Here is a 20,302-nt window from a genome sequence, read left to right on the forward strand (position 1 = left end):
CTATGGCAACTCTGACTCATCATCACGAACCCGCCGCTATTGAGCAACTGGCACCTAGCGCCAAGGCTCAACGGACGTTCATGACCATTATTGGAGCTGGTATACTCCTGTTAATAATCGGTGTCATTGCCTCTCTAATGCATTGGGGCGAAAGCCATGAGGGTGTTAGCGCTGCTGCACACCTTAATGCTGGTAACCATGCTGAAGAGCATTCTGTGTTATGGCGCCGCATAGTTGTTAGCCTTTGGCATAGCAACATATTCTTCATTGGTATCTCCGTAGTAGGTACTGTTTTCATGGCTATCCAGTACGTTGCTTACGCTGGCTGGTCAGTAGTTGTGAAGAGAATTAACGAGGCACTAGGTGCTTGGCTAATTCCAGGCGGTGTGCTGTTAGTAGTTCTATTTGTCATTGGTCGCCATGACCTGTTTCATTGGACTCATGATGGTGTAATGACCAAAGGGTCAGCCACTTATGATAAAATCATCGCTGGCAAAGCCGGTTTTTTAACATTCGGATTCTACTTGGTACGCATGGTGTCCTATCTCACGATATGGGCAGTATTTACTTGGAGACTGCGGCAGCTTTCATTGCTAGAGGACCTCAATGGTGGTACAAGCTATTTCCATCTTAGCATCAAAACGGCCGCACTATTTCTAGTGCTGTTTGCTGTGACCTCTTCCATGTCAGCTTGGGATTGGGTCATGTCAGTTGATGTGCATTGGTTTAGCACCATGTTCGGTTGGTACGTGTTTGCTTCTTGGTGGGTGTCGGGTATCGCAGCTACTGCTTTGATTGCCATCTTCCTTAAACAGGCGGGTTATCTGCGTTTCATGAACGCCAACCACTTCCATGATTTGGGCAAGTTGATGTTTGGTTTTAGTATCTTCTGGACCTACGTCTGGTTTTCACAGTTCATGCTCATTTGGTACGCTAACCTTCCTGAAGAGGCTGTTTATTTTAATCAGCGTCTAGGTGGTTTTGAAGGTCGCTATACTTGGATTTTCTATTTCAACTTAATAATCAACTTCGCCTTCCCTTTCCTAGCTCTTATGACCCGGGATGCAAAGCGGCAGATGATTATTATGAAAATCGTTTGTATTGCTATTCTAGTGGGGCATTGGTCAGACTTTTATTTAATGCTGATGCCGGGCACTATGAAAGGAGATAACGGGTTTCTGATTGAAATTGGTATCGCCTTAATCTTCCTAGGAACATTTTTGATTTTGGTTACTCGTCGCTTGGCCGAAGCTTCTTTGGTTCCAGTTAACCATCCATTTGTGGAAGAAAGCGTCCACCACGCCACCTAAATCAAAAGCCTAGATTTTTAGAACTTAGAGCTCACTGGCGGGTTGTATACAAGCAATTAGCTCTAAGCTCAGAATCCTACTTTTTATCCAATGTCTACTTTAACTATTCTGCTGGTTCTGGCGCTACTGCTGGTCGTATTCGGCCTGTTGTTTCGTATTCAGATACTGACGGCCATTTTCTCTGGTTCCTATGTGAAGCAGATTGGTACTAGCAACCGCATCAACGCTTTGCTAATGCTAGTGTTCATGGTAGTTGGTGGTGCAGCATTTTTCTGGTCCTTTGCTGATAACTTCAGCAAAATGAACCCTCCAATTGCATCTGTTCATGGTCACGCCATGGAGAAGATGTTTTGGACTACGATGACGGTTATTGGGATTGCCTTCGTCATTACCCAGGCACTGTTATTTATTTATTCTTACAAGTACCAGCACAAGGAAGGACGCCGTGCTTACTTCTTTTCGCACAATAACAAAATTGAGGTTATCTGGACAATTATTCCTGCAATCGTAATGGCTGCATTGATTTTTGCCGGTTGGAAAGCGTGGACACGCATCACTGGTCCAGCTCCCAAAGATGCCATTGTGCTTGAAGTAATGGGTAAGCAGTTCAACTGGCTTGTTCGTTATCCGGGTCGCGATATGAAGTTAGGTGTAGTAAACTATCGTTTGATTGATGCTGCAAACGATTTTGGTTTTGACTTGAGTGATAAAGCAGCTAGTGATGATTTTGTAGCATCGGAAATTCACGTGCCAAAAGGCCACCCGGTGCTTATTAAGATTCGCTCACGCGATGTATTACACGCAGTGTATATGCCTCAATTCCGTGTGCAGATGTATGCAGTGCCAGGTATGCCAACCCGCTTTTGGTTTACTCCTACTACTACTACAGATGAGATGCGTGCTAAGCTTGGCAATCCTAACTTTAAGTACGAACTGGCCTGTAACCAAATTTGTGGTAAAGGTCACTTTGCTATGAAGCTTAATATAGTAGTTGATGAGCCGGATGACTATGTAGCTTGGTTTGCTGCTCAAGCCCCTATCTCGAAAAATGCTGATTTGATGGCTTCTTTTAAGCAAATGAGTCAGCAAACGGGTTTAGGTAAAGGTGGTAGCAAAGGTGCAAAGGAAGCAGCTACTGAAGAAGCTGGTGAAACGCCTGCTCCTCTTGCCGCTCAAGCGTCGCTTTAAGTTTAATTTTCAGCAGTTTTACCCTTACTTATGGCTACTAGTATCCCGGTTTCTTCGCAGTCGCAAGGTGGAGTAGGTACCGCGCCGGTGCCTCACATTGAGCACGACGACCACTTGCACGAACATGACGACCACCATGACCAGCATTGGATGTGGAAGTACGTTTTCAGTCAGGACCACAAAATGATTGCTCGCCAGTTCTTAATAACTGGCATGGTATGGGCAATTATCGGTGGTGCTCTTTCAAGCCTTTTTCGTTTGCAATTGGGCTGGCCAGAGGCTACGCTCGACTGGTTACAACCTATCTTGGGTAAATGGATAGAAGGTGGCAAGCTTAACCCTGAGTTTTACTTAGCGTTGGTTACGATGCACGGCACTATCATGGTGTTTTTCGTGCTAACAGCCGGACTATCAGGTACTTTCTCAAACTTCTTGATTCCTCTGCAAGTAGGAGCCCGCGATATGGCTTCCGGCTTTATGAACATGCTCTCGTACTGGTTCTTCTTTGTATCGAGCATTATAATGTTTGCCTCCCTTTTCTTGGAGACTGGCCCTGCTGCTTCAGGCTGGACTATTTATCCTCCGCTCAGCGCACTCCCTCAAGCCATTTCTGGCTCGGGTATGGGTATGACGATGTGGCTAGTGAGCATGGTCTTTTTCATTGTATCACAGTTGTTGGGTGGTGTTAACTATGTTACTACCGTCATCAACATGCGTACTCGGGGCATGAGCATGAGTAAGCTGCCGCTCACTATTTGGGCGTTTTTCCTTACTGCTATTCTGGGTATTCTTTCGTTCCCGGTTCTTTTTGCAGCAGCGCTACTGTTGGTTTTTGACCGCTCGTTCGGTACTTCATTCTTCCTTTCAGACATATACATAGCCGGTCAGGCCTTGCACAACCAAGGTGGTTCGCCAGTTTTATTTCAGCATTTGTTCTGGTTCCTCGGTCACCCCGAGGTTTATATCGTAATCATGCCAGCAATGGGCATGGTATCGGAGATATTAGCAACTAATGCTCGTAAGCCAATTTTTGGCTACCGCGCAATGATTGGCTCACTGATTGGCATTTCGTTGCTCTCGTTCGTAGTGTGGGCTCACCACATGTTTGTAACGGGCATGAACCCCTTCTTGGGCTCCGTGTTCATGTTCTTGACGCTAATTATCGCTGTGCCTTCTGGGGTAAAAGTGTTTAACTGGCTCGCAACGCTCTGGCGTGGTAACATCCGCTTCACGGCAGCTATGCTGTTTTCAATCGGTTTTGTTTCCCTGTTTATTTCAGGTGGTTTGACCGGTATTATTCTCGGTAATGCTACCTTGGATATTCAGATGCATAACACTTATTTCGTGGTAGCTCACTTCCACTTGGTAATGGGTTCTTCGGCATTCTTTGGTCTTTTCGCTGGTGTTTATCACTGGTTCCCGAAGATGTTTGGTCGCATGATGGATGAGAAGCTGGGTTACATCCACTTCTGGCTGACTTTCGCGGGTGTATATCTGGTGTTCATGCCGATGCACTATGTGGGTATTGCTGGTTTCCCCCGTCGCTACTACTCGTGGACTGGTTTTGATGCCTTCTCGCAATTTGCTGATTTGAACAAGTTTATATCGGCAGCTGCTATTCTGGCGTTCTTTGCGCAGTTCATATTCATCTTCAACTTCTTCTACAGCATTTTCCGTGGTCGTCGGGCTACGGAGAACCCTTGGAATTCGACCACTTTGGAGTGGACAACGCCAATCATACCAGGCCACGGCAACTGGCCTGGTGAGATTCCGGCTGTTTACCGTTGGCCTTATGATTACAGCAAGCCAGGCGCTGAGCAGGATTTTATTCCGCAGAACGTGCCTTACTCGCAGACGCCATCTTCGAACCTGCCTTATGAGCGGGAGTTGGCTGAGTAATCAGTTAGCCATAACATGCCTAAACGGGCCGCCGCATTGCGGCGGCCCGTTTTTTTTGTTTTAGCTTCTAATTAATAGTATACGCAGAAGCAATTTACTGCCTTCAACTGTTTATTGAGTACTATGAGAAAAGATGGGTTTGCAAGGCATTTTCGCTTTTGGAGCGTGCTTACCGTTAGTAGCATTTACTTATTAATACTTGTGGGTGGCATAGTGCGGGCTACCGGCTCAGGAATGGGCTGCCCCGACTGGCCGAAGTGTTTTGGTCAATGGATACCCCCTACGGAAGCCAGCCAGCTACCAGCAGGCTATAAGCAGATTTACTTAGCACAACGCGTTGCCAAAAACCAGAAACTGGCGCGCACCTTGTCTAGCCTCGGCTTTAGGCAGGTAGCTGGAGATATTTTCGCACACCCTACCCAATACATTGAGACTGAGTTCAATGCTACAAAGACTTGGATTGAGTATTTGAATCGCTTGCTTGGCGTACTTATTGGCATCTTTGTTTTTGTAACCGCAGTAGTTGCCTGGCCTTATTGGCAACGCGACCGGCTGGTGTTCTGGTTGGCAGTAGCTAGCTGGTTGCTTACAGGCTTCCAAGGTTGGCTTGGGTCGTTGGTAGTATCTACCAATCTGCTTCCCATAATGGTCACTATTCACATGGGGCTGGCGTTGCTTATTGTAGCGCTACTGCTCTATGCTGCGCATCGGGCGCGCTGGCCTAAAGAAGAGGTGCTACTGGGGACTCAAGTAGCCTTAGAGACTTTAGGCGAGCAAGATGGAGAGATAGCCACTACTACTGGCCTGCGTTGGCTGCTGTGGGGTACGCTGCTTCTCACATTTGGGCAGATTATTATAGGCACTCAGGTGCGGGAGGAAATAGACCACATCGCCTCGGCCGCTGGCTATGGCAATCGGCCAGCATGGGTTGACATGCTAGGAAGCATTTTTGAAACGCACCGGACTTTGTCAGCCATTGTGGTGCTGGCCAACGTTTTTGTGGGTTATCAGTTATGGCAACTGGCAGTGCCTGCTTTGAGGAAGCTAGTTGTGGGCATTTGGGCGGTGCTAGGCCTGGAAATGGTAGCAGGAATTACCCTAGCTTATTTCGCGCTGCCAGCTTTTATGCAGCCCATCCACCTCACCTTGGCTACCCTGCTCTTTGGCATTCAGTTTTTAGCGGTTTTAGCATTGCGGCGGCTGTCGCGCGTAAGTATAAAGCCAGTCAGGGCTTCAATGGTAGCGCAAACCACGTTGTAGCTTATTAGTATTCTGCTACCCAATATCCCAATCGGCTAAATCTTATGGTACGCGCTAGGCGTACCTTTGCGCTAGCAATTTTATCTGGTTAATGAATAAGGCCCGCGCCTACTTTCAGTTACTCAAGTTCCGGCTTTCATTCACGGTAGCCTTTTCTAGCGCGCTAGGATATTTGTTAGGTTTAGCTACACCAAACTGGGGACGCGCCTTATTAGTGTTGTTAGGTGGCCTCCTTGTAACGGGAGCGGCTAACATCATCAACCAAGTCTTCGAGAAAGACCTTGATAAGCTGATGAAGCGTACCGAAAACCGGCCTTTGCCAACCGGGCGAATTTCTTCTGCCGAGGCTTGGGTGTTTTGCGTGGTGCTAGCGGTGGCGGGGCTCGGGCTTCTTGCCTACTATTTCAACCCCCTCACGGCGGCGCTGTCACTACTATCGCTTATTCTGTACGGGTTCATCTACACACCGCTCAAAACAGTATCGCCGGTATGCGTAGCGGTGGGGGCCATTCCAGGGGGGCTGCCGCCGCTTATTGGGTGGGTAGCGGCCACTGGTTTTGTGGGGGAGGCGGCCTGGGTGCTATTTGGCATCCAGTTTATGTGGCAGTTTCCACACTTCTGGGCCATTGCCTGGGTGGCCGACGAGGATTATAAGCGGGCGGGCTTCAAGATGCTGCCGACGCCTGGTAACCGTGACTTGCGCACGGCTTTCCAGATTATGACCTACACCGTACTGCTCATTCCGGTGTCGTTGCTACCACTCGTGTTAGGCATTTCGGGGCGTGTGTCGGCGGGAGTTGCGCTGGTGTGTGGAGTGCTGTTTGTGTTGCTCACCGTGCGCCTCATGCGCACGCAAGACCGCAAGTCAGCCCTGAGCATCATGTTTGCTTCTTTTCTCTATTTGCCCATCGTACAAATTGCGTTGCTTTTAGACAAAGTTTGATTTTTAGTTGTTAATCATTTGTTGCTTACACGTGGAACGCAAGGCTGTGGCCAGACGCAAAACGAACGATTACTAATTGATAATTACTTATTTATGAACACCTCCGAAGCACTATTGCCCGAAAAGGAAATAGGACTAGGTTGGCACCCTAAGCGCGTGCTACTTATTCTTTTGATTTTCAGCATTGTAATGATGTTTGCGGCTTTTACCAGCGGCTACATTGTACGGCGCGACGAAGGCAACTGGCGCGAGTTTGACTTGCCCGCCAGCATGCTCTTCAATTCTATCATTATTGCGCTGAGTAGTGCCACTATGCAATGGGCCTACTACTCAGCCAAACACGATGAAGTAAAGCGCGTCAACATCGGCTTGCTTTTGACAATTACGCTGGGAATCGTATTTCTTTTTGGACAGCTACACTCGTGGGGGGACTTGGTTTCAGGCCGCACGTTTTTTGGCGGGGCCGATGCTAACCCCTCTGGCTCTTTCGTGTACGTGCTGATGGGCGTGCACGCTTTCCACTTAGTTACGGGACTCATTTTTGTAGCCGTGGTTTTGAAGCGAAGCCTTAATTATCAGGTGCATTCGCGCGCTACGCTCTCGATTGGCAACGCTACCTTATACTGGCACTTCTTGGGTGGGCTTTGGCTGTACCTTTATTTGTTCCTACTTTTGAACCACTAAACGGGAATTTGGCGTAAAGCCCGCCTGTCCATCTGTTGTCCGTTATGGCCCACTCCACTACTTTGCAGCCTAACGCTGCCCCCGCCGCCTACGTCGATGCTCCGCGCACCGGCACTTGGGATGGCGGCAATGAACCCTTTAAAGCAAGCTACGGCAAGCTAATGATGTGGTTCTTTCTGCTTTCCGATACGTTTACTTTCGGGGCGTTTTTGACTGCTTATGGCCTCATTCGCCACAAGCACGGAGTATTTACGGGCCAGGCTAAAGACTTTTTCTTCAGCACGGCGCATTGGCCTATTCCGGAGAAGGTATTTAACTCCTTCCCCGGTTTGCACGGCATGGATTTGCCGCTTGCCTTCGTGGCACTGATGACGATGATTCTCATCTTCAGCTCCGTAACGATGGTATTGGCAGTGGAGGCTGGGCACCGCATGGATAAAGCTGATGTGCAGAAATGGCTGCTTTGGACCATCCTATTCGGTTCGATGTTCTTGTGCAGCCAAGCAATTGAGTGGACTCACTTTATTGGTGGAGAAGGCGAAGGCACACTGATGGCTGATGGTACTGTAATGCACGGTGCTAATCTGACTATGAATCAATACGGCCCGCCGCTGTTCGCCGACTTGTTTTTCTTCATCACGGGCTTCCACGGTACGCACGTGTTCTCGGGAGTTTGCCTGCTTGTGTGGTGCTTTATCGCTACCACCAATGGCACGTTTGAAAAGCGTGGCCACTACGAGATGATTGAAAAAATCGGTCTCTATTGGCACTTTGTAGACTTGGTTTGGGTGTTTGTTTTCACGTTCTTCTACTTGGTGTAATGGTGTATAGACGAGCACCAGTAGTATGCTAATACTTGCTGCTGGTACTCAACTAATCATCACTCAATCACTTAGTTGCTAATTTTGTAGTTATGTCTAATCACGCGGAAGAACTCGCTTTGCACCCTGGCGAAATCGCCAAGCCTAATACCGCCTGGATTTGGAAGACGTTCTGGATTCTGGTTATCATCACGGCTGTGGAGTTTGCAATTGCTTTCACCATGACCTCGCCGGGCCTGCGTACGTTGCGCAACAGCATCTTTATCGTGATGACGATACTGAAGGCCTTCTTCATTGTAGGCGAGTTTATGCACTTGAAGCACGAGGCTAAGAGCCTCATCTGGACTATCCTGATTCCTACGGCTTTGCTGGTGTGGCTGGTAGTGGCCCTCGTAACGGAAGGCTCGTACGTAGGCGAAGCATTGTCCCACATGTTCAGTAGCTAAATCAGATAGAATGCGACCGCGCCAGACTATTTTACTGGGCCTGCTACTGCTGGTGCCGGTACTGGCGTTTCTCTTCCTCTACGGCTTCGGCCGCAATCATTACGCGCTGCCAACCTACTTACCCGAACGAGCGGACTCCGTCCGCACTTCGGTGGGAGGGTGGCAGCGCGATACTGTTTTTCACAGGGTCCGGCCGTTTCAAGTGCGCATGGCTACGGGACAAACTTTAACCAGTGCGGAGCTTGGCAAAGGAATATACGTGGTGCAGTTTTACGCTCCGGGTGTTGTTGGTGAGCCAGGGGCCCGGGTGATGGCCCGCTTGCAGGAGCACTTTCGACCCGAGCCGCGGGTGCGAATACTAACGTTGGTGCCGGCAATGGAGAACTCGGCTGCGACCAGCACGCAGCTTACCAAGCTGAACGAACAGTACGGGACGATTAATGGCAAATGGTTTTTAGGAGCCGCGCCCGCCGACACGTTAAATCAATTAGCAAAAGCGGAATTTGGGCAAACGACACTGCGCCCCGAACGGCTGCCGTTTCGGCCGGCCACGGAGCCGGGGAACCTGCTGCCCGGTCGGTTGTTGTTGATAGATAGCGCGCAACACGTGCGTGGCTACTATGATGCCGCCGACAAGTATGAGGTCGAACGGCTCATTACCGAAATCAACGTTTTGCTCTATACTTATGACAACCGCGACTGAGCAGCTGCATCCGCCCGTTCTGGAGCCGGGTGATTACACCAAGTACAAGATTATCCTGGGGACGCTGGGAGCGGTGGTGCCCTTGCTGGTAGCCGTTATTTTCTACTACAAGAACATCTTTCGGATAGCGGGTGCCGATGTGTATTTGCACGCGCTGCCGGCGGTCAATGCCGCGCTAAACTCAGCCACGGCCGTGGCGCTGCTGGTGGGCTTCTACTTCATCAAGCAGAAAAATGTGCTGGCGCACCGCGCCGCCATGGGTACGGCATTCGCCTTGGGCGGATTGTTCTTGATTTCCTATGTGGCCTATCACTCGCAGGTAGAGAGCACGCATTTTGGGGGAGTAGGAGCCATGCGGATGGCGTATTTTCTGCTGCTGCTCACGCACATCAGCTTGGCCATTGTAACGGTGGGGTTGGTGCTGTTTACGCTCTACTTTGCGCTTACGGGACAGTATACTAAGCATCAAAGAATTGCGCGCTGGACCTTCCCTATCTGGCTTTACGTCTCGGTAACGGGCGTTATCGTCTACTTTATGATTGCGCCGTATTACCCGGCGGGTTAAGCCAAACATTCTGACTTATTGACCGTTCTATTACTATGAAAAAGCTGATTTTTGGATTGTTACTGAGCATTCTGACGCTCGCTACGCTCTCGCCTGCCCAGGCACAGTGCGTGATGTGCAAAAGCCAGGTAGAAGCTGCCCGCCAGGAGCGCGACGACTACGATGTGGATGGCCTCAACAAAGGCATTGTGTACATGATGACCGTACCCTACATCTTGATGGGTGCCGTGGGCTTCTTCTGGTACCGCCGCACGCACCCCAAGCGCCCTACCAAGTTCTAGGCTGTTAGATCGAGCTAGTTTTCCTTGAAAAGTGAGCCGCCGGCTCCGCGCAATGCGGAACGCCGGCGGTTTCTGTTTTTAGCTAGCTTCACCCCTTGCTGCGATTTGAGTAGGGGAGGCGCGGCCGGCTTGGTTTTTGTCCGGCCTGTTTTCTTATTTCAACCCGCTCCTTTGGCTGCCCAAACTGCTACCCGTTTTTCCTTAGCCCGCGTTTGGCCTATTACGTTGCTGGTGCTGGCGCTGCTAAGCTTTGGGGCGAGCTGGCTGGCTAACACCTATTGGCAGTTGCCCGGCACGAACCCACTCTACCCGAGTGCGGCGCGTTTGCAGCGACTGGTGAACCAAGCGGCTACTACGGCCGGGGCCGAGGCCGAGCAGGTAGTCCGGCAATGCCAGCCTCCGGCCGCGCCCGATTTCCGGCAGCTCGTAGCCGAGTGCTCGTATCCCACCTTTGTGGCGGTGAATGGGGTGCTAGTGGGCTGGTCGGCTTCCGGCCCGGGCCCCGTTGAAGCCGAGCTGACTGACTCGAGCGCCGAGCGACTATCACAGACGGCACTGGGCGAGTTTTTGGTAGTGCGGCGGGCGCGGGGGGAGGTGGTGGTACTAGTATACGTACCGCTGGCTCGGCGTTACGGCATCAGCAACCGCTACTTGCGGGAGGGGGCCGAGCCGGCGCTCTTGCAAGGCATGGAAGTGCAGGTGCGCCGCACCCCAGTGCGAGCCCGCGAAACGCATGGCCTGGTAGCCGCCTTGGTCGATACGCAGGGGCACTACCTGTTTTCGGTGGTGCAATTGCCGGGCGATGCCCTAACGGGCCGTATCCTGCCGTTGCTGCTACTGCTACTGGGCATCGCTTTTTACACGGCTGGGTGGCTGGGCGTGGCGCGCCGATGGTGGCAGCGCGGGTATGTAGCAGCGGCCCTTACGGTGCTGGCGGTTACGCCGGTGGCCCTGCGGCTGGCCTTGCTCTACCTGGGCCTGCCGTACGCCTGGCTGGAAATCCCGCTGTTCGACCCCCGTGTCTATGCTGTGTCGGGCTTGGCGCCTTCGCTGGGCGACCTGCTGCTCAACGGCTTACTGGCGGTGCTGCTGGCCGCGCTGGCCGTACTGGCGAGCCGCCAGTATCAACTGCCGTCCCGTGTCCTGCGGGCACGCCCGGGCAGCTGGGGCACGGCGGCGCTGCTGGCGCTGGGGCTCCTCGTTTTTGGCCTGCATAACTATTACTCAAGCGCCTTCAGCAACAACCAGCTGAGCCTGGATATTACGCAGAGCATCCAGGTGAGCAGCTTTCGGCTGGTACTGTTGCTGGCGGTGGTGCTGCATACGGCCGCCTTCGTGGTGGGCATTTACCTGTGCACCGAGCTGGTGGTGCCCGATATAAGCCGCTTACCTAGCCGGTCGTTGCTGGTGGGGGCGCTGCTGGCGGTGTTGCTGTTGGGTGCGGGGGCTTTGCTGCACCAAGTGCTGCTGCTGCTGCCGGGCGTGGCGCTGCTGTACTTAGTGCTGGTGCAGGCCGGCCGGTTGGCGGGCCGCGTGGGGCCGCGCTACCTGTTGCTGCTGCTCTTGCTGGGCCTGGCTTCGGCTATTGGGGCCATGGCTTTGTATGGGCAGTTTGAGCGGCAGCTATTATTAGATAAGCAGCGCCTTGCTAGCAACTTGCTGGTTGACAATGATTTGCAGGGAGAGTTTTTGCTGGGCCAGCGCTTGCGCCAGCTGGCGGCCGACCCTGTTATTGCCCACCTCCTCACCACGGTGCCGGTGCGCACCGAGGTGCTGCGCCGGCGCATCGAGCGCCAGTACTTGCGCACGTACTTCGATAAATATGAAGAGTCGGTAGACCTTTTTGACCCGCATGGTCAGCCGGTGGGTGGCGAGGCCGACGATACGCTCACCTTTGACCAAATGCGCGTGCGCCTCTCGCGCACGGCCACGCCCACCGACCAGGCCGGCGTGTACTTGCTGAAATCGGATAATTCGTTTAGCTCGCGGCGCTACGTGGCGGTGGTGCCCATTACGCAGCCGGCCCCGGGCGGCATTGGGCCACCCGCGCCGGCGGGCACTATTTTGCTTATGCTGAGCCTCAAGCAATTGGCTAGCTATAGTGTGCTGCCCGAACTGCTGGTAGACCAAAAGTTTTTTCAGCCGGGCCTGGCTGCCGACCTCAGCTACGCGGGCTACGCGAAAGGCCAGCTTGTGTACAGTGAGGGTGATTTTGACTATGCCAACAACCTGCCGGTCGCGTTGCTCGACGACCCGCGCATGAAGCAAGAGGGCCTGATAATTGGCGGGTTTCATCACCTGGCCCTGCCCGACGCCAGCGGCCGGCGCGTGGTGGTGGTTACCACCAGCACCTATTCGCTGGCCGACTGGTTTTCCAATTTCTCTTTTCAGCTGCTGCTCAATGTGTTGGTGTGGCTGCTGGCGGGCGGCAGCTACTTGCTGGCGCGGCGCGGCGGGCTAGGGTTGCGGTTCAATTTCAGCGCTCGCATTCAGCTGCTGCTCAACCTGGGCATTCTCATTCCGCTGCTGGTGGTGAGCGTCGCCACGGCCAGCCAGGTTATTTCGGGCTACCGCCGCGACCTGCTGCGCACCTATGAGCGCCGGGGCCACATTGCCCTCGAAAGCCTGCTGCGCCGCCGCGACCAGCTCACCGATACCACGGCCTTGCCCGTGCTCACGGCGCTGGCCCGCAACGTGGCCGCCCTCACCGAAACCGACCTCAACCTCTACGACGCCCGCGGGCAGCTGCTGGTGAGCTCGCAGCCGCTCATTTTTGAGGCGGGCCTACTGGGGCCGCTGCTCAACCCTCAGGCGCTGGTCGACCTGCGCGTGCGGGGCCTCAGCCGCACGCTGCTCATCGAGCGGGCCGGCACGCTCTCGTTTAGCTCGCTTTACCTGCCGGTGCGGGCCGCCAGCATTGATGGGCCGGCCGGGCCAGTGCTGGGCTACGTGGGTATTCCGTTTTTCGACTCGCAAAAGGAGTTGGATAGCAAGCTCACCGAGCTGTTTACCACAATTCTTAACATCTTCACCCTCATGTTTTTAGTGTTTCTGGGGCTGGCCTTTGTGGCCACGCGCCAGCTCACGGCCCCGCTCAAGCTGTTGACCCAGCGCCTGATGCGCACCACGCTCACCGGCCAGAATGAAGTGCTCGACTACCGCAGCAGCGACGACGAAATTGGCCTGCTGGTAACCGAGTACAACGCCATGCTGCGCAAGCTCGAAGCCAGCAAGCGCGAGTTGGCCGTCCAGGAAAAAGAAGCCGCCTGGCGCGAAATGGCCCGCCAGGTAGCCCACGAAATCAAGAATCCGCTCACGCCCATGAAGCTGAGCCTCCAGTACTTACAGAAAGCCATTGCCGAGCGCCGGCCCAACGCCGAGGAGTTGATTGGCCGCATTTCCCAAACGCTCATCACCCAGATTGATGTGCTCTCGGATATTGCTACCTCGTTCAGCACCTTCACCAACCTGCCCACCATGCGGCCCGCCCGCCTCGACGTGACGGCCGTGCTGCGCCACTGCGCCGACCTGTTTCGCCAGAGTGATGGCGACGAGGACGGGGCGCTGCACCTGCACCTGCCCGCCGACGGCACTTACACCGTTTTTGCCGATGAAAGCCTGCTGGTGCGCACCTTCAACAACCTGCTGCTCAATGCTAAGCAAGCCGTGCCGCCCGGCCAGGCACCCCGCCAGGAAATCAGCCTGTACGCCAGCGCCCCCGGCAGCGTGCTCATCACCATTGCCGACAACGGCGCGGGCATTGCCGAGGAAGTGCGCGACAGTATTTTCCGACCCAACTTCACCACCAAGGCCACTGGCTCGGGCATTGGGCTGGCGGTGGCCAAGCGCGGCATCGAGAGCGCGGGGGGCCGCATTTGGTTTGAAACGGAAGTAGGCGTGGGCACCACGTTCTTTATTGAGCTGCCACTGGCGGGCTAAAGCAGTTGGGCGAGAAACCAGGATGGTTCAACCCGTAAAAAGAGGTGTTCGGCTATTGAACTGATACACTGAGTAAGTGGGTTAGCCGGGTGGCATCGGGATAATATAGTTTTACCTAAAATAAATACACGCCGCTCTCCGCTTCTAATTACCAGCTATGTCAATCCGCTTACAAATTCTTGGTCTTGGCCTGGGGCTGCTGCTGTGCAGCCTCGGTGCCTCGGCCCAATCTGTTCCTACGCCTCAACTCACCGAATTGCCCGCCCCCGAGCTATGGGCGGCGGCCCCGGCTGAACCCACTCAGGTAGCGATGCCCCAGCGGGCCAAGCAGCAGTTCGATTACCTAGCCGATGCGCTGCAATTGAAGTCGCGGCAAGTAGCTACGTTGCGGGCCGCCTTGCAGGCGCGGCTCGATGCGGCCGAAGTGCTGAGCCACCTGCTGTTTGCCTCGCCGCCGGCGGCCACCGCCGCGTTCGATGCCATCGACTACCGCTACTACGCTACCATGGGTAAAGTGCTCACGCCAAGTCAGTTTCATAAGCTGTTGCTGCTCGATGAGAAGGTTTCTGCGCAGGCTGAAGCACCCATGGTACTACGCAGTCACTAACCGATTACCCTATCTGGCGAGCCCCCAAACGAAGCGGCAGCGCGACCCAACGGTCGCGCTGCCGCTTCGTTTGGGGGCTTTTGGGTGGAGCTAACTTGGTGGACAGCTGCTGTGACCCGGGCATATGGATAAAAATAGCGGCTTGGTGCGCCCATAACCGTGCCGGCCCAGGCACCAAAGTGGGCCAGCGCAGCGTTGTGCCCCCGCCGCTGCCGAACTTTACCCTATGACCCAACGCTACCGTTTGTGCTTTGCCTTAGTGGCCCTGCTCGTGGCGGCGTTGGGTTTGGCTTCTGGCGCGCGGGCGCAGCAAGCGCCTAACCCGGCGGGCGCTCCCAATGCCGAGCCGCCCAATAACCGCCGCTGCCGCTACCTGCGCCTCGCGGTCGGCCGCGATACTACCAGCTTCGCTATCAGCGATACGCTGACGGTGGTACCATCGTCGGTAACGGCCAATGGGCAATCGGTGGGTTACGACCCGCGCCTCGACCGCTACCAGTGGGCGCAGCCGGCGCGGCGCGACAGCAGTGGCGCGGCCCTGCCCGACTCGGTGCTGCTCTGCTACCGGGTGCTGCCGTTACCACTGCTGCGGGCCCGCTACCGCCGCCCGCGCCGCCTCATGGACAGCCTCGATTTTCGGGACCGGCCCATGCTGCGACTCGAAGATTTTTCGCAGCAGGAGCAGATTCTCAGCACGCCGGGCATCAGCAAAACGGGTAACTTGAGCCGGGGAATTTCCTTTGGCAACACCCAGAACGTGTTTGTGAACTCGGCGCTCAACTTGCAGCTCGAAGGGCAGCTGACCGATAAAATTCGGCTCACGGCCGCCATCTCCGACCAGAACGTGCCTTTCCAGCCCGAGGGTAACACGCAGACCCTCCAGCAGTTCGATAAAATCTACATCACCCTCACCGGCCCGCAGTGGAACCTGACGGCCGGCGACGTGGTGCTGCGCAACAAGCCCGACTACTTCCTGCGCTACTACAAAAACATTCAGGGCGCGGCCGTGGAGCTGAACCTGGGCGCGCCCGGCCCCCAGCCGCTGCAAGCCGGCGCCACCAACAACAGCGTGAGCAACGCGCCACCCTCGTCGTTCACGACCTACACCAACGGCGTGACCAACAACAGCGCCGCCCCGCCCGGCGCGGGTGGCGTGGCCCCGCTGGTGGCGCCCACCGCCGCCGTGCCGGGTGGCCAGCCGCTGCCGGGCGCGCCGGTGGCCGGCACTGGCAGCGTCACGGTGCTCGACAAGCTGGGCCAGGTGCGCTCGTCCACGCTGGTGGCGGGTGGCGTAGCCAAGGGCAAGTTTGCCAGTATCGACATTGCGCCCCTCGACAACGTGCAGGGCCCGTACCGCCTCACGGGGCCCAATGGTGAGCAGTTTATTATTGTGCTGGCGGGCTCGGAGCGCGTATACCTCGATGGCCGGCTCCAGACGCGGGGCTTCGATTTTGACTACGTGGTGGATTACAACCTGGCGGAAATTACGTTTTCGCCCCGCCACCTCATCACCGCCAATTCGCGCATCAAGGTTGACTTCGAGTACTCCGACCTCAACTATGCGCGCTCGCTCTACACGGCGAGCCACTACCAGCAGGTGGGCAAACTCAACTTGCGCGCCAACTACTACCAGGAGGCCGACAACCCTGACAACGCCGCCAACCTCACGCTCTCGTTTCAGGAGCAGCAACTGTTGCGCGGGGCCGGCAATGTGTCGGTGGTGCAGGCGCCGGGCGGCGAGCGGGCGGCCTTCAACCGCACCATTGTGCAGTACAACCGCGTGGCCCGGCTCAGCCCCACTACCGGCGGGCTCGACTCGATATTCGTGTTTGCGCGCGACTCGCTCAGTGCCGTGTACACCGTGCGCTTCACCGACGTGGGCCAGGGTCTGGGCGATTATAACCTGAGCACCAGTGATATAAACTCCAACGGCCGGGTGTACCTATACGTCGGGCTGGGCCTGGGCCGCTACAAGGCCGTGCGCACCCTGCCCACGCCGCTACTCAAGCAAATGGTGAGCGGCGGGGCCACCTACCAGCTCGACCCCACGGCCGCCGTGTTTGTGGACGTGGCCAGCTCGCAACTGCAACGCAACCGCTTTGCGCTGGGCACCGAGGACAAGGGCGGGGCCGTGCGCCTGGGCTACACCGTGCAGGACCGCGCCCTGCCCAAATGGGCCCCCAATGCCTTGCAGAACTACCGCCTGCGCTCGGCGCTCGACTTCGAGCATACGGCCCCCAAGTTTGCGCCCATCGACCGCTACCGCGACATCGAGTTTGACCGCAACTGGAGCGCCACCAGCACGGCCAACGCCACGGCCGCCACCCCGCGTGAAGACAATATTCTCAACTTCGCTATCGGCCTCACCCGCGACGCCAACCACGCCGTGAACTACCGCGTGAGCCGCCGCAACCGGCCCGGCGAGGTGAGCGGCGTGCAGCAGTGGCTGGATGTGGCCCAGCAAGTGGGCCGGGTAGAGCTGCGCGGCTCGCTGTTCGTGCTCAACTCGCAGGCCGGGCGCTACCAGTCGAACTGGGCGCGGGGCGAGGCCAGCGTGCGCTACGGCGGCGGCCGGCTCATTCCGAGCTACACCTATCGCTTTGATAAAAACCGGGTTATCTCGCCCCGCGGCGACACCATTCGCTCGGCCAACTACTTTGACGAGCACAATTTTGCGCTGCAAAGCCCCGACACCGGCCGCACCCGCTACGGCCTGAGCTACGCCTTCCGGCAGGACCGCACGCCCACCGCCGAGCAGAACAACTTGCAGGTGCACAACCAGTCGCAGACTGTGCAGGGCAACCTCAGCACCCGCCTCAGCAAGTACCAGGACCTGCGCCTCATCGCCACCTACCGCGACGTAAATCTGGTGAGCACCCCCGATAGCGCCCGCCAGCGCAACATCCTGGGCAAGCTCGACCACACCCTGGGTTTGCTCCAAAACCAGATTCGCTCCGAGCTGAGCTACAGCGTGCAAACCGGCCGCGAGCTGCGGCGCGACTTCTCCTTTCTGGCCGTGCCCGCCGGCCAGGGCACCCACTACTACGCCGGCGACCTCAACGGCAACAATGTGCAGGACAAAGACGAGTTTTTGGAAGCACAAACAGCTGATGCCCAGTACCGCACCTTCATCAAGGTGTACCTACCCACCGCCGATTACATCACCGCCTACCAAAATCGCCTCAGCTACCGCCTCACTGTAAACGCGCCCCGCGGCTGGCGCGAAGCCGGCGCCTGGCGCGCCGCCCTAGCCCGCCTCAGCAGCGTAAGCAGCGTAACGGTAGACCGCCGCACCACCAGCCCCAACGTGGCCGCCCGCCTCAGCCCATTCAGCTTCAGCAAGGAAGATGATAAATTATTGGCTTTCAATCAATTATTACGCAATACGCTGTACCTCAACCGGGCTAATCCCATCTTCGGGGCCGAACTGACGGTGCAGCAAACCCAGCAGAAAACGCTGCTCGTGCAGGGCTTCGACCTGCGCAACCTCACCACCCAAAGCCTGCTGCTGCGCCGCACGCTGGCGCAGTCGTTTACGGGCCGCTTCAACGTGGCCCGCGACGTGCGCGAGGCCCAGGCCACGTACTCGGCCACCCGCAATTTCCGGCTGCTCATCTACACCGCGCAGCCCGAAATCAGCTACCAGCCCAGCCCGGCGCTGCGCCTCACCAGCACCCTGCTGCACACCAGCAAGGCCAACACGCTGGCCACCCGCGACGCCGACAGCAACGCCACCTTCGACGACCTGGGCCTCGAAGCCCGCGTGAGCCAGGTGAGCAAGCGCACCGTCACGGCCGCCACGCACGTCACGCGGGTGACTTTCGAGGGTGATTTAGCATCGGTGGTAGGCCTCGAAATCCTGCAAGCCCTGCGCCCCGGCACCAACTATACCTGGAACCTCAACCTGGAGCAGCGTTTGGCTAATGGCCTCAATATCAACGTGGCCTATGATGGCCGTAAGGCCAGCGGCCTGGGCATCGTGCACACTGGGCGCATGCAGGTAGCGGTGCTGTTTTGAGAAAAAGCCCGGCCCCGTTGCCCAAAGCCAGCGCCGGCAGTAACTTGGAAATCCTTTTACCACCTGGCTAACTGGGTTTTGCCAATGATAACCTTCTTCCTCAACGACCAGCCCGTGCACACCACCGAGCCGCCCGCCAGCGCGCTGCTCGACTTTGTGCGCTACCATGAACACCTGATGGGCACCAAAATCGGCTGCCGCGAAGGCGATTGCGGGGCCTGTACCATACTGGTGGGCGAGCTAATCCCCGATGGCCAACGCATTGCCTATCAAAGTATGACGAGTTGCCTCACGCCGCTCGGCAACGTGCACGGCAAGCACGTGGTCACAGTCGAAGGCATCAACCAGGCCGGCGGCCAGCTCACGCCGGTGCAGCAGGCCATTGTAACCCACAACGGCTCACAGTGCGGTTTCTGCACGCCTGGCTTCGTGATGTCGCTTACCGGCCACAGCCTGGCCGAAAAGCCCGCCACCGAGCAAAACACCCGCGCCGCCATCGACGGCAATATCTGCCGCTGCACGGGCTACAAGTCGCTGGAGCGTGCCGCCGCCGCCCTCACTGCCGAGCTGGCCGAGCGCCCTAGCATCAATAGCGTAAAGTGGCTCATGGACAAGCAGTTCGTGCCCGCTTACTTTGCCGAAATGCCGGCGCAGCTGTCCGCCCTGCGCGCCGACACTGCCGCCGCCGAAGCGCCAGTTGCCGCCAGCAGCAACGGCCATCTCCGCAACGGCAGCGCCGTTTCAACCTCGCCCAACGGCCACTTTCAAAGCCAGAACGGCCACGATAGCAACCATTTCCCACACGCCACCCACCCGCTGCTCAGCGGCGGCACCGACCTGCTGGTGCAGCGCCTTGATGAGCTGCGCCAGCAGCCCGTGCGCCTGCTGTTTGACCAAAATGGCCGGCGCGGCATTCGGCACGAAGCCGGGGCCGGCCGCGTAGTGCTGGGGGCCGCCACCACCGCCACCCAGCTACTCGAATCGGAGCTGATGCTTGGCCTGCTGCCGCGTCTGCCCGACTACCTCAAGCTGGTGTCAAGCACGCCCATTCGCAACATGGGCACCGTAGCCGGCAACTTCGTAAACGCCTCACCCATTGGTGATTTAACCATTCTGTTCTTGGCGCTGGGGGCCGCCGTGACGCTGGCCGATGCCAGCGGTGCCACCCGCGCCGTGCCATTGGCCGAGCTGTACCTGGGTTATAAGAAGCTGGCCAAAGCGGCCGACGAGCAAGTAATCGAAATCAGCTTCCCGGCTCCTCGCTCAGACGATTTCTTCAATTTTGAAAAGGTGTCTAAGCGCACCCACCTCGACATTGCCAGCGTGAATACCGCCGCTTGGCTGCGGGTTGAAAAGGGCGTTATTGTCGCTGCTCGCCTTTCGGCCGGTGGGGTGGGGCCGGTGCCACTGCTGCTCGCCCGCACGGGCGAGTACCTGCTGGGGCGCGAGTTGAGCGCCGAAACGGTGGCCGGCGCCAATGAGGTGATGCAGGAAGAAATCAGTCCCATCGGCGATGTGCGCGGCACGGCGGCTTATAAACGGCTATTGCTGAGGCAGTTGCTGTGGGCGCACTTCCTGCGTTTTGCGCCGGAAATGACGCTGGCCGAATTGATTTAAGAAGGAAATAAAATCGTTTGT

General features: G+C 56.4%; 15 protein-coding genes. All 15 read left to right on the forward strand.

Annotation, left to right across the window (positions count from 1 at the left end; all coding sequences use genetic code 11):
• Window positions 1-2 precede the first annotated feature (2 nt).
• The 15 genes from ACYVGC_RS12705 (at window position 3) to ACYVGC_RS12775 (ending at window position 20,281) form a co-directional block, all read left to right on the forward strand.
• Window positions 3-1,310, forward strand: coding sequence for a quinol:cytochrome C oxidoreductase (locus ACYVGC_RS12705; protein WP_460584199.1), 1,308 nt, complete (start codon window positions 3-5; stop codon window positions 1,308-1,310).
• A 90-nt stretch (window positions 1,311-1,400) separates the two neighbouring features.
• On the forward strand, window positions 1,401-2,498 hold the full coding sequence (locus ACYVGC_RS12710; RefSeq protein ID WP_460584200.1) for a cytochrome c oxidase subunit II: 1,098 nt from the start codon (window positions 1,401-1,403) through the stop codon (window positions 2,496-2,498).
• A gap of 30 nt (window positions 2,499-2,528) precedes the next feature.
• Complete coding sequence (locus ACYVGC_RS12715) at window positions 2,529-4,397, forward strand: cytochrome c oxidase subunit I (RefSeq protein WP_460584201.1); 1,869 nt, start codon at window positions 2,529-2,531, stop codon at window positions 4,395-4,397.
• A 123-nt stretch (window positions 4,398-4,520) separates the two neighbouring features.
• A complete protein-coding gene (locus ACYVGC_RS12720) occupies window positions 4,521-5,657 on the forward strand; it encodes a COX15/CtaA family protein (RefSeq protein ID WP_460584202.1) in 1,137 nt (378 codons plus the stop codon).
• A gap of 91 nt (window positions 5,658-5,748) precedes the next feature.
• Window positions 5,749-6,600 carry a protoheme IX farnesyltransferase gene (cyoE, locus tag ACYVGC_RS12725; RefSeq protein WP_460584203.1) on the forward strand — a complete coding sequence of 284 codons (852 nt, stop codon included), beginning with the start codon at window positions 5,749-5,751 and terminating at the stop codon, window positions 6,598-6,600.
• Between the two features lie 93 nt (window positions 6,601-6,693).
• Window positions 6,694-7,284 carry a cytochrome c oxidase subunit 3 gene (locus tag ACYVGC_RS12730; RefSeq protein WP_460584204.1) on the forward strand — a complete coding sequence of 197 codons (591 nt, stop codon included), beginning with the start codon at window positions 6,694-6,696 and terminating at the stop codon, window positions 7,282-7,284.
• Between the two features lie 44 nt (window positions 7,285-7,328).
• Window positions 7,329-8,105, forward strand: a complete 777-nt coding sequence (locus tag ACYVGC_RS12735; RefSeq protein ID WP_460584205.1) for a cytochrome c oxidase subunit 3 family protein — start codon at window positions 7,329-7,331, stop codon at window positions 8,103-8,105.
• Window positions 8,106-8,197: 92 nt separating this feature from the next.
• Window positions 8,198-8,551 (forward strand): cytochrome C oxidase subunit IV family protein, encoded by a 354-nt coding sequence (locus ACYVGC_RS12740; protein WP_460584206.1) that lies wholly within the window; start codon window positions 8,198-8,200, stop codon window positions 8,549-8,551.
• Window positions 8,552-8,561: 10 nt separating this feature from the next.
• On the forward strand, window positions 8,562-9,254 hold the full coding sequence (locus tag ACYVGC_RS12745) for a hypothetical protein (RefSeq protein WP_460584207.1): 693 nt from the start codon (window positions 8,562-8,564) through the stop codon (window positions 9,252-9,254).
• Window positions 9,238-9,819, forward strand: a complete 582-nt coding sequence (locus ACYVGC_RS12750; protein WP_460584208.1) for a DUF420 domain-containing protein — start codon at window positions 9,238-9,240, stop codon at window positions 9,817-9,819. The genes ACYVGC_RS12745 and ACYVGC_RS12750 overlap by 17 nt, the downstream gene beginning before the upstream one ends.
• A 35-nt stretch (window positions 9,820-9,854) precedes the next feature.
• Window positions 9,855-10,100 (forward strand): hypothetical protein, encoded by a 246-nt coding sequence (locus tag ACYVGC_RS12755; RefSeq protein ID WP_460584209.1) that lies wholly within the window; start codon window positions 9,855-9,857, stop codon window positions 10,098-10,100.
• 171 nt (window positions 10,101-10,271) lie between these two features.
• Window positions 10,272-14,039: a sensor histidine kinase gene (locus tag ACYVGC_RS12760; protein WP_460584210.1), complete on the forward strand. Its 3,768-nt coding sequence runs from the start codon at window positions 10,272-10,274 to the stop codon at window positions 14,037-14,039.
• Between the two features lie 157 nt (window positions 14,040-14,196).
• Complete coding sequence (locus tag ACYVGC_RS12765) at window positions 14,197-14,646, forward strand: hypothetical protein (RefSeq protein WP_460584211.1); 450 nt, start codon at window positions 14,197-14,199, stop codon at window positions 14,644-14,646.
• Between the two features lie 226 nt (window positions 14,647-14,872).
• A complete protein-coding gene (locus ACYVGC_RS12770; protein WP_460584212.1) occupies window positions 14,873-18,664 on the forward strand; it encodes a hypothetical protein in 3,792 nt (1,263 codons plus the stop codon).
• Window positions 18,665-18,748: 84 nt separating this feature from the next.
• Window positions 18,749-20,281 carry a 2Fe-2S iron-sulfur cluster-binding protein gene (locus ACYVGC_RS12775; protein ID WP_460584213.1) on the forward strand — a complete coding sequence of 511 codons (1,533 nt, stop codon included), beginning with the start codon at window positions 18,749-18,751 and terminating at the stop codon, window positions 20,279-20,281.
• Window positions 20,282-20,302 lie beyond the last annotated feature (21 nt).

It is taken from the genome of Hymenobacter arcticus (assembly GCF_054779975.1).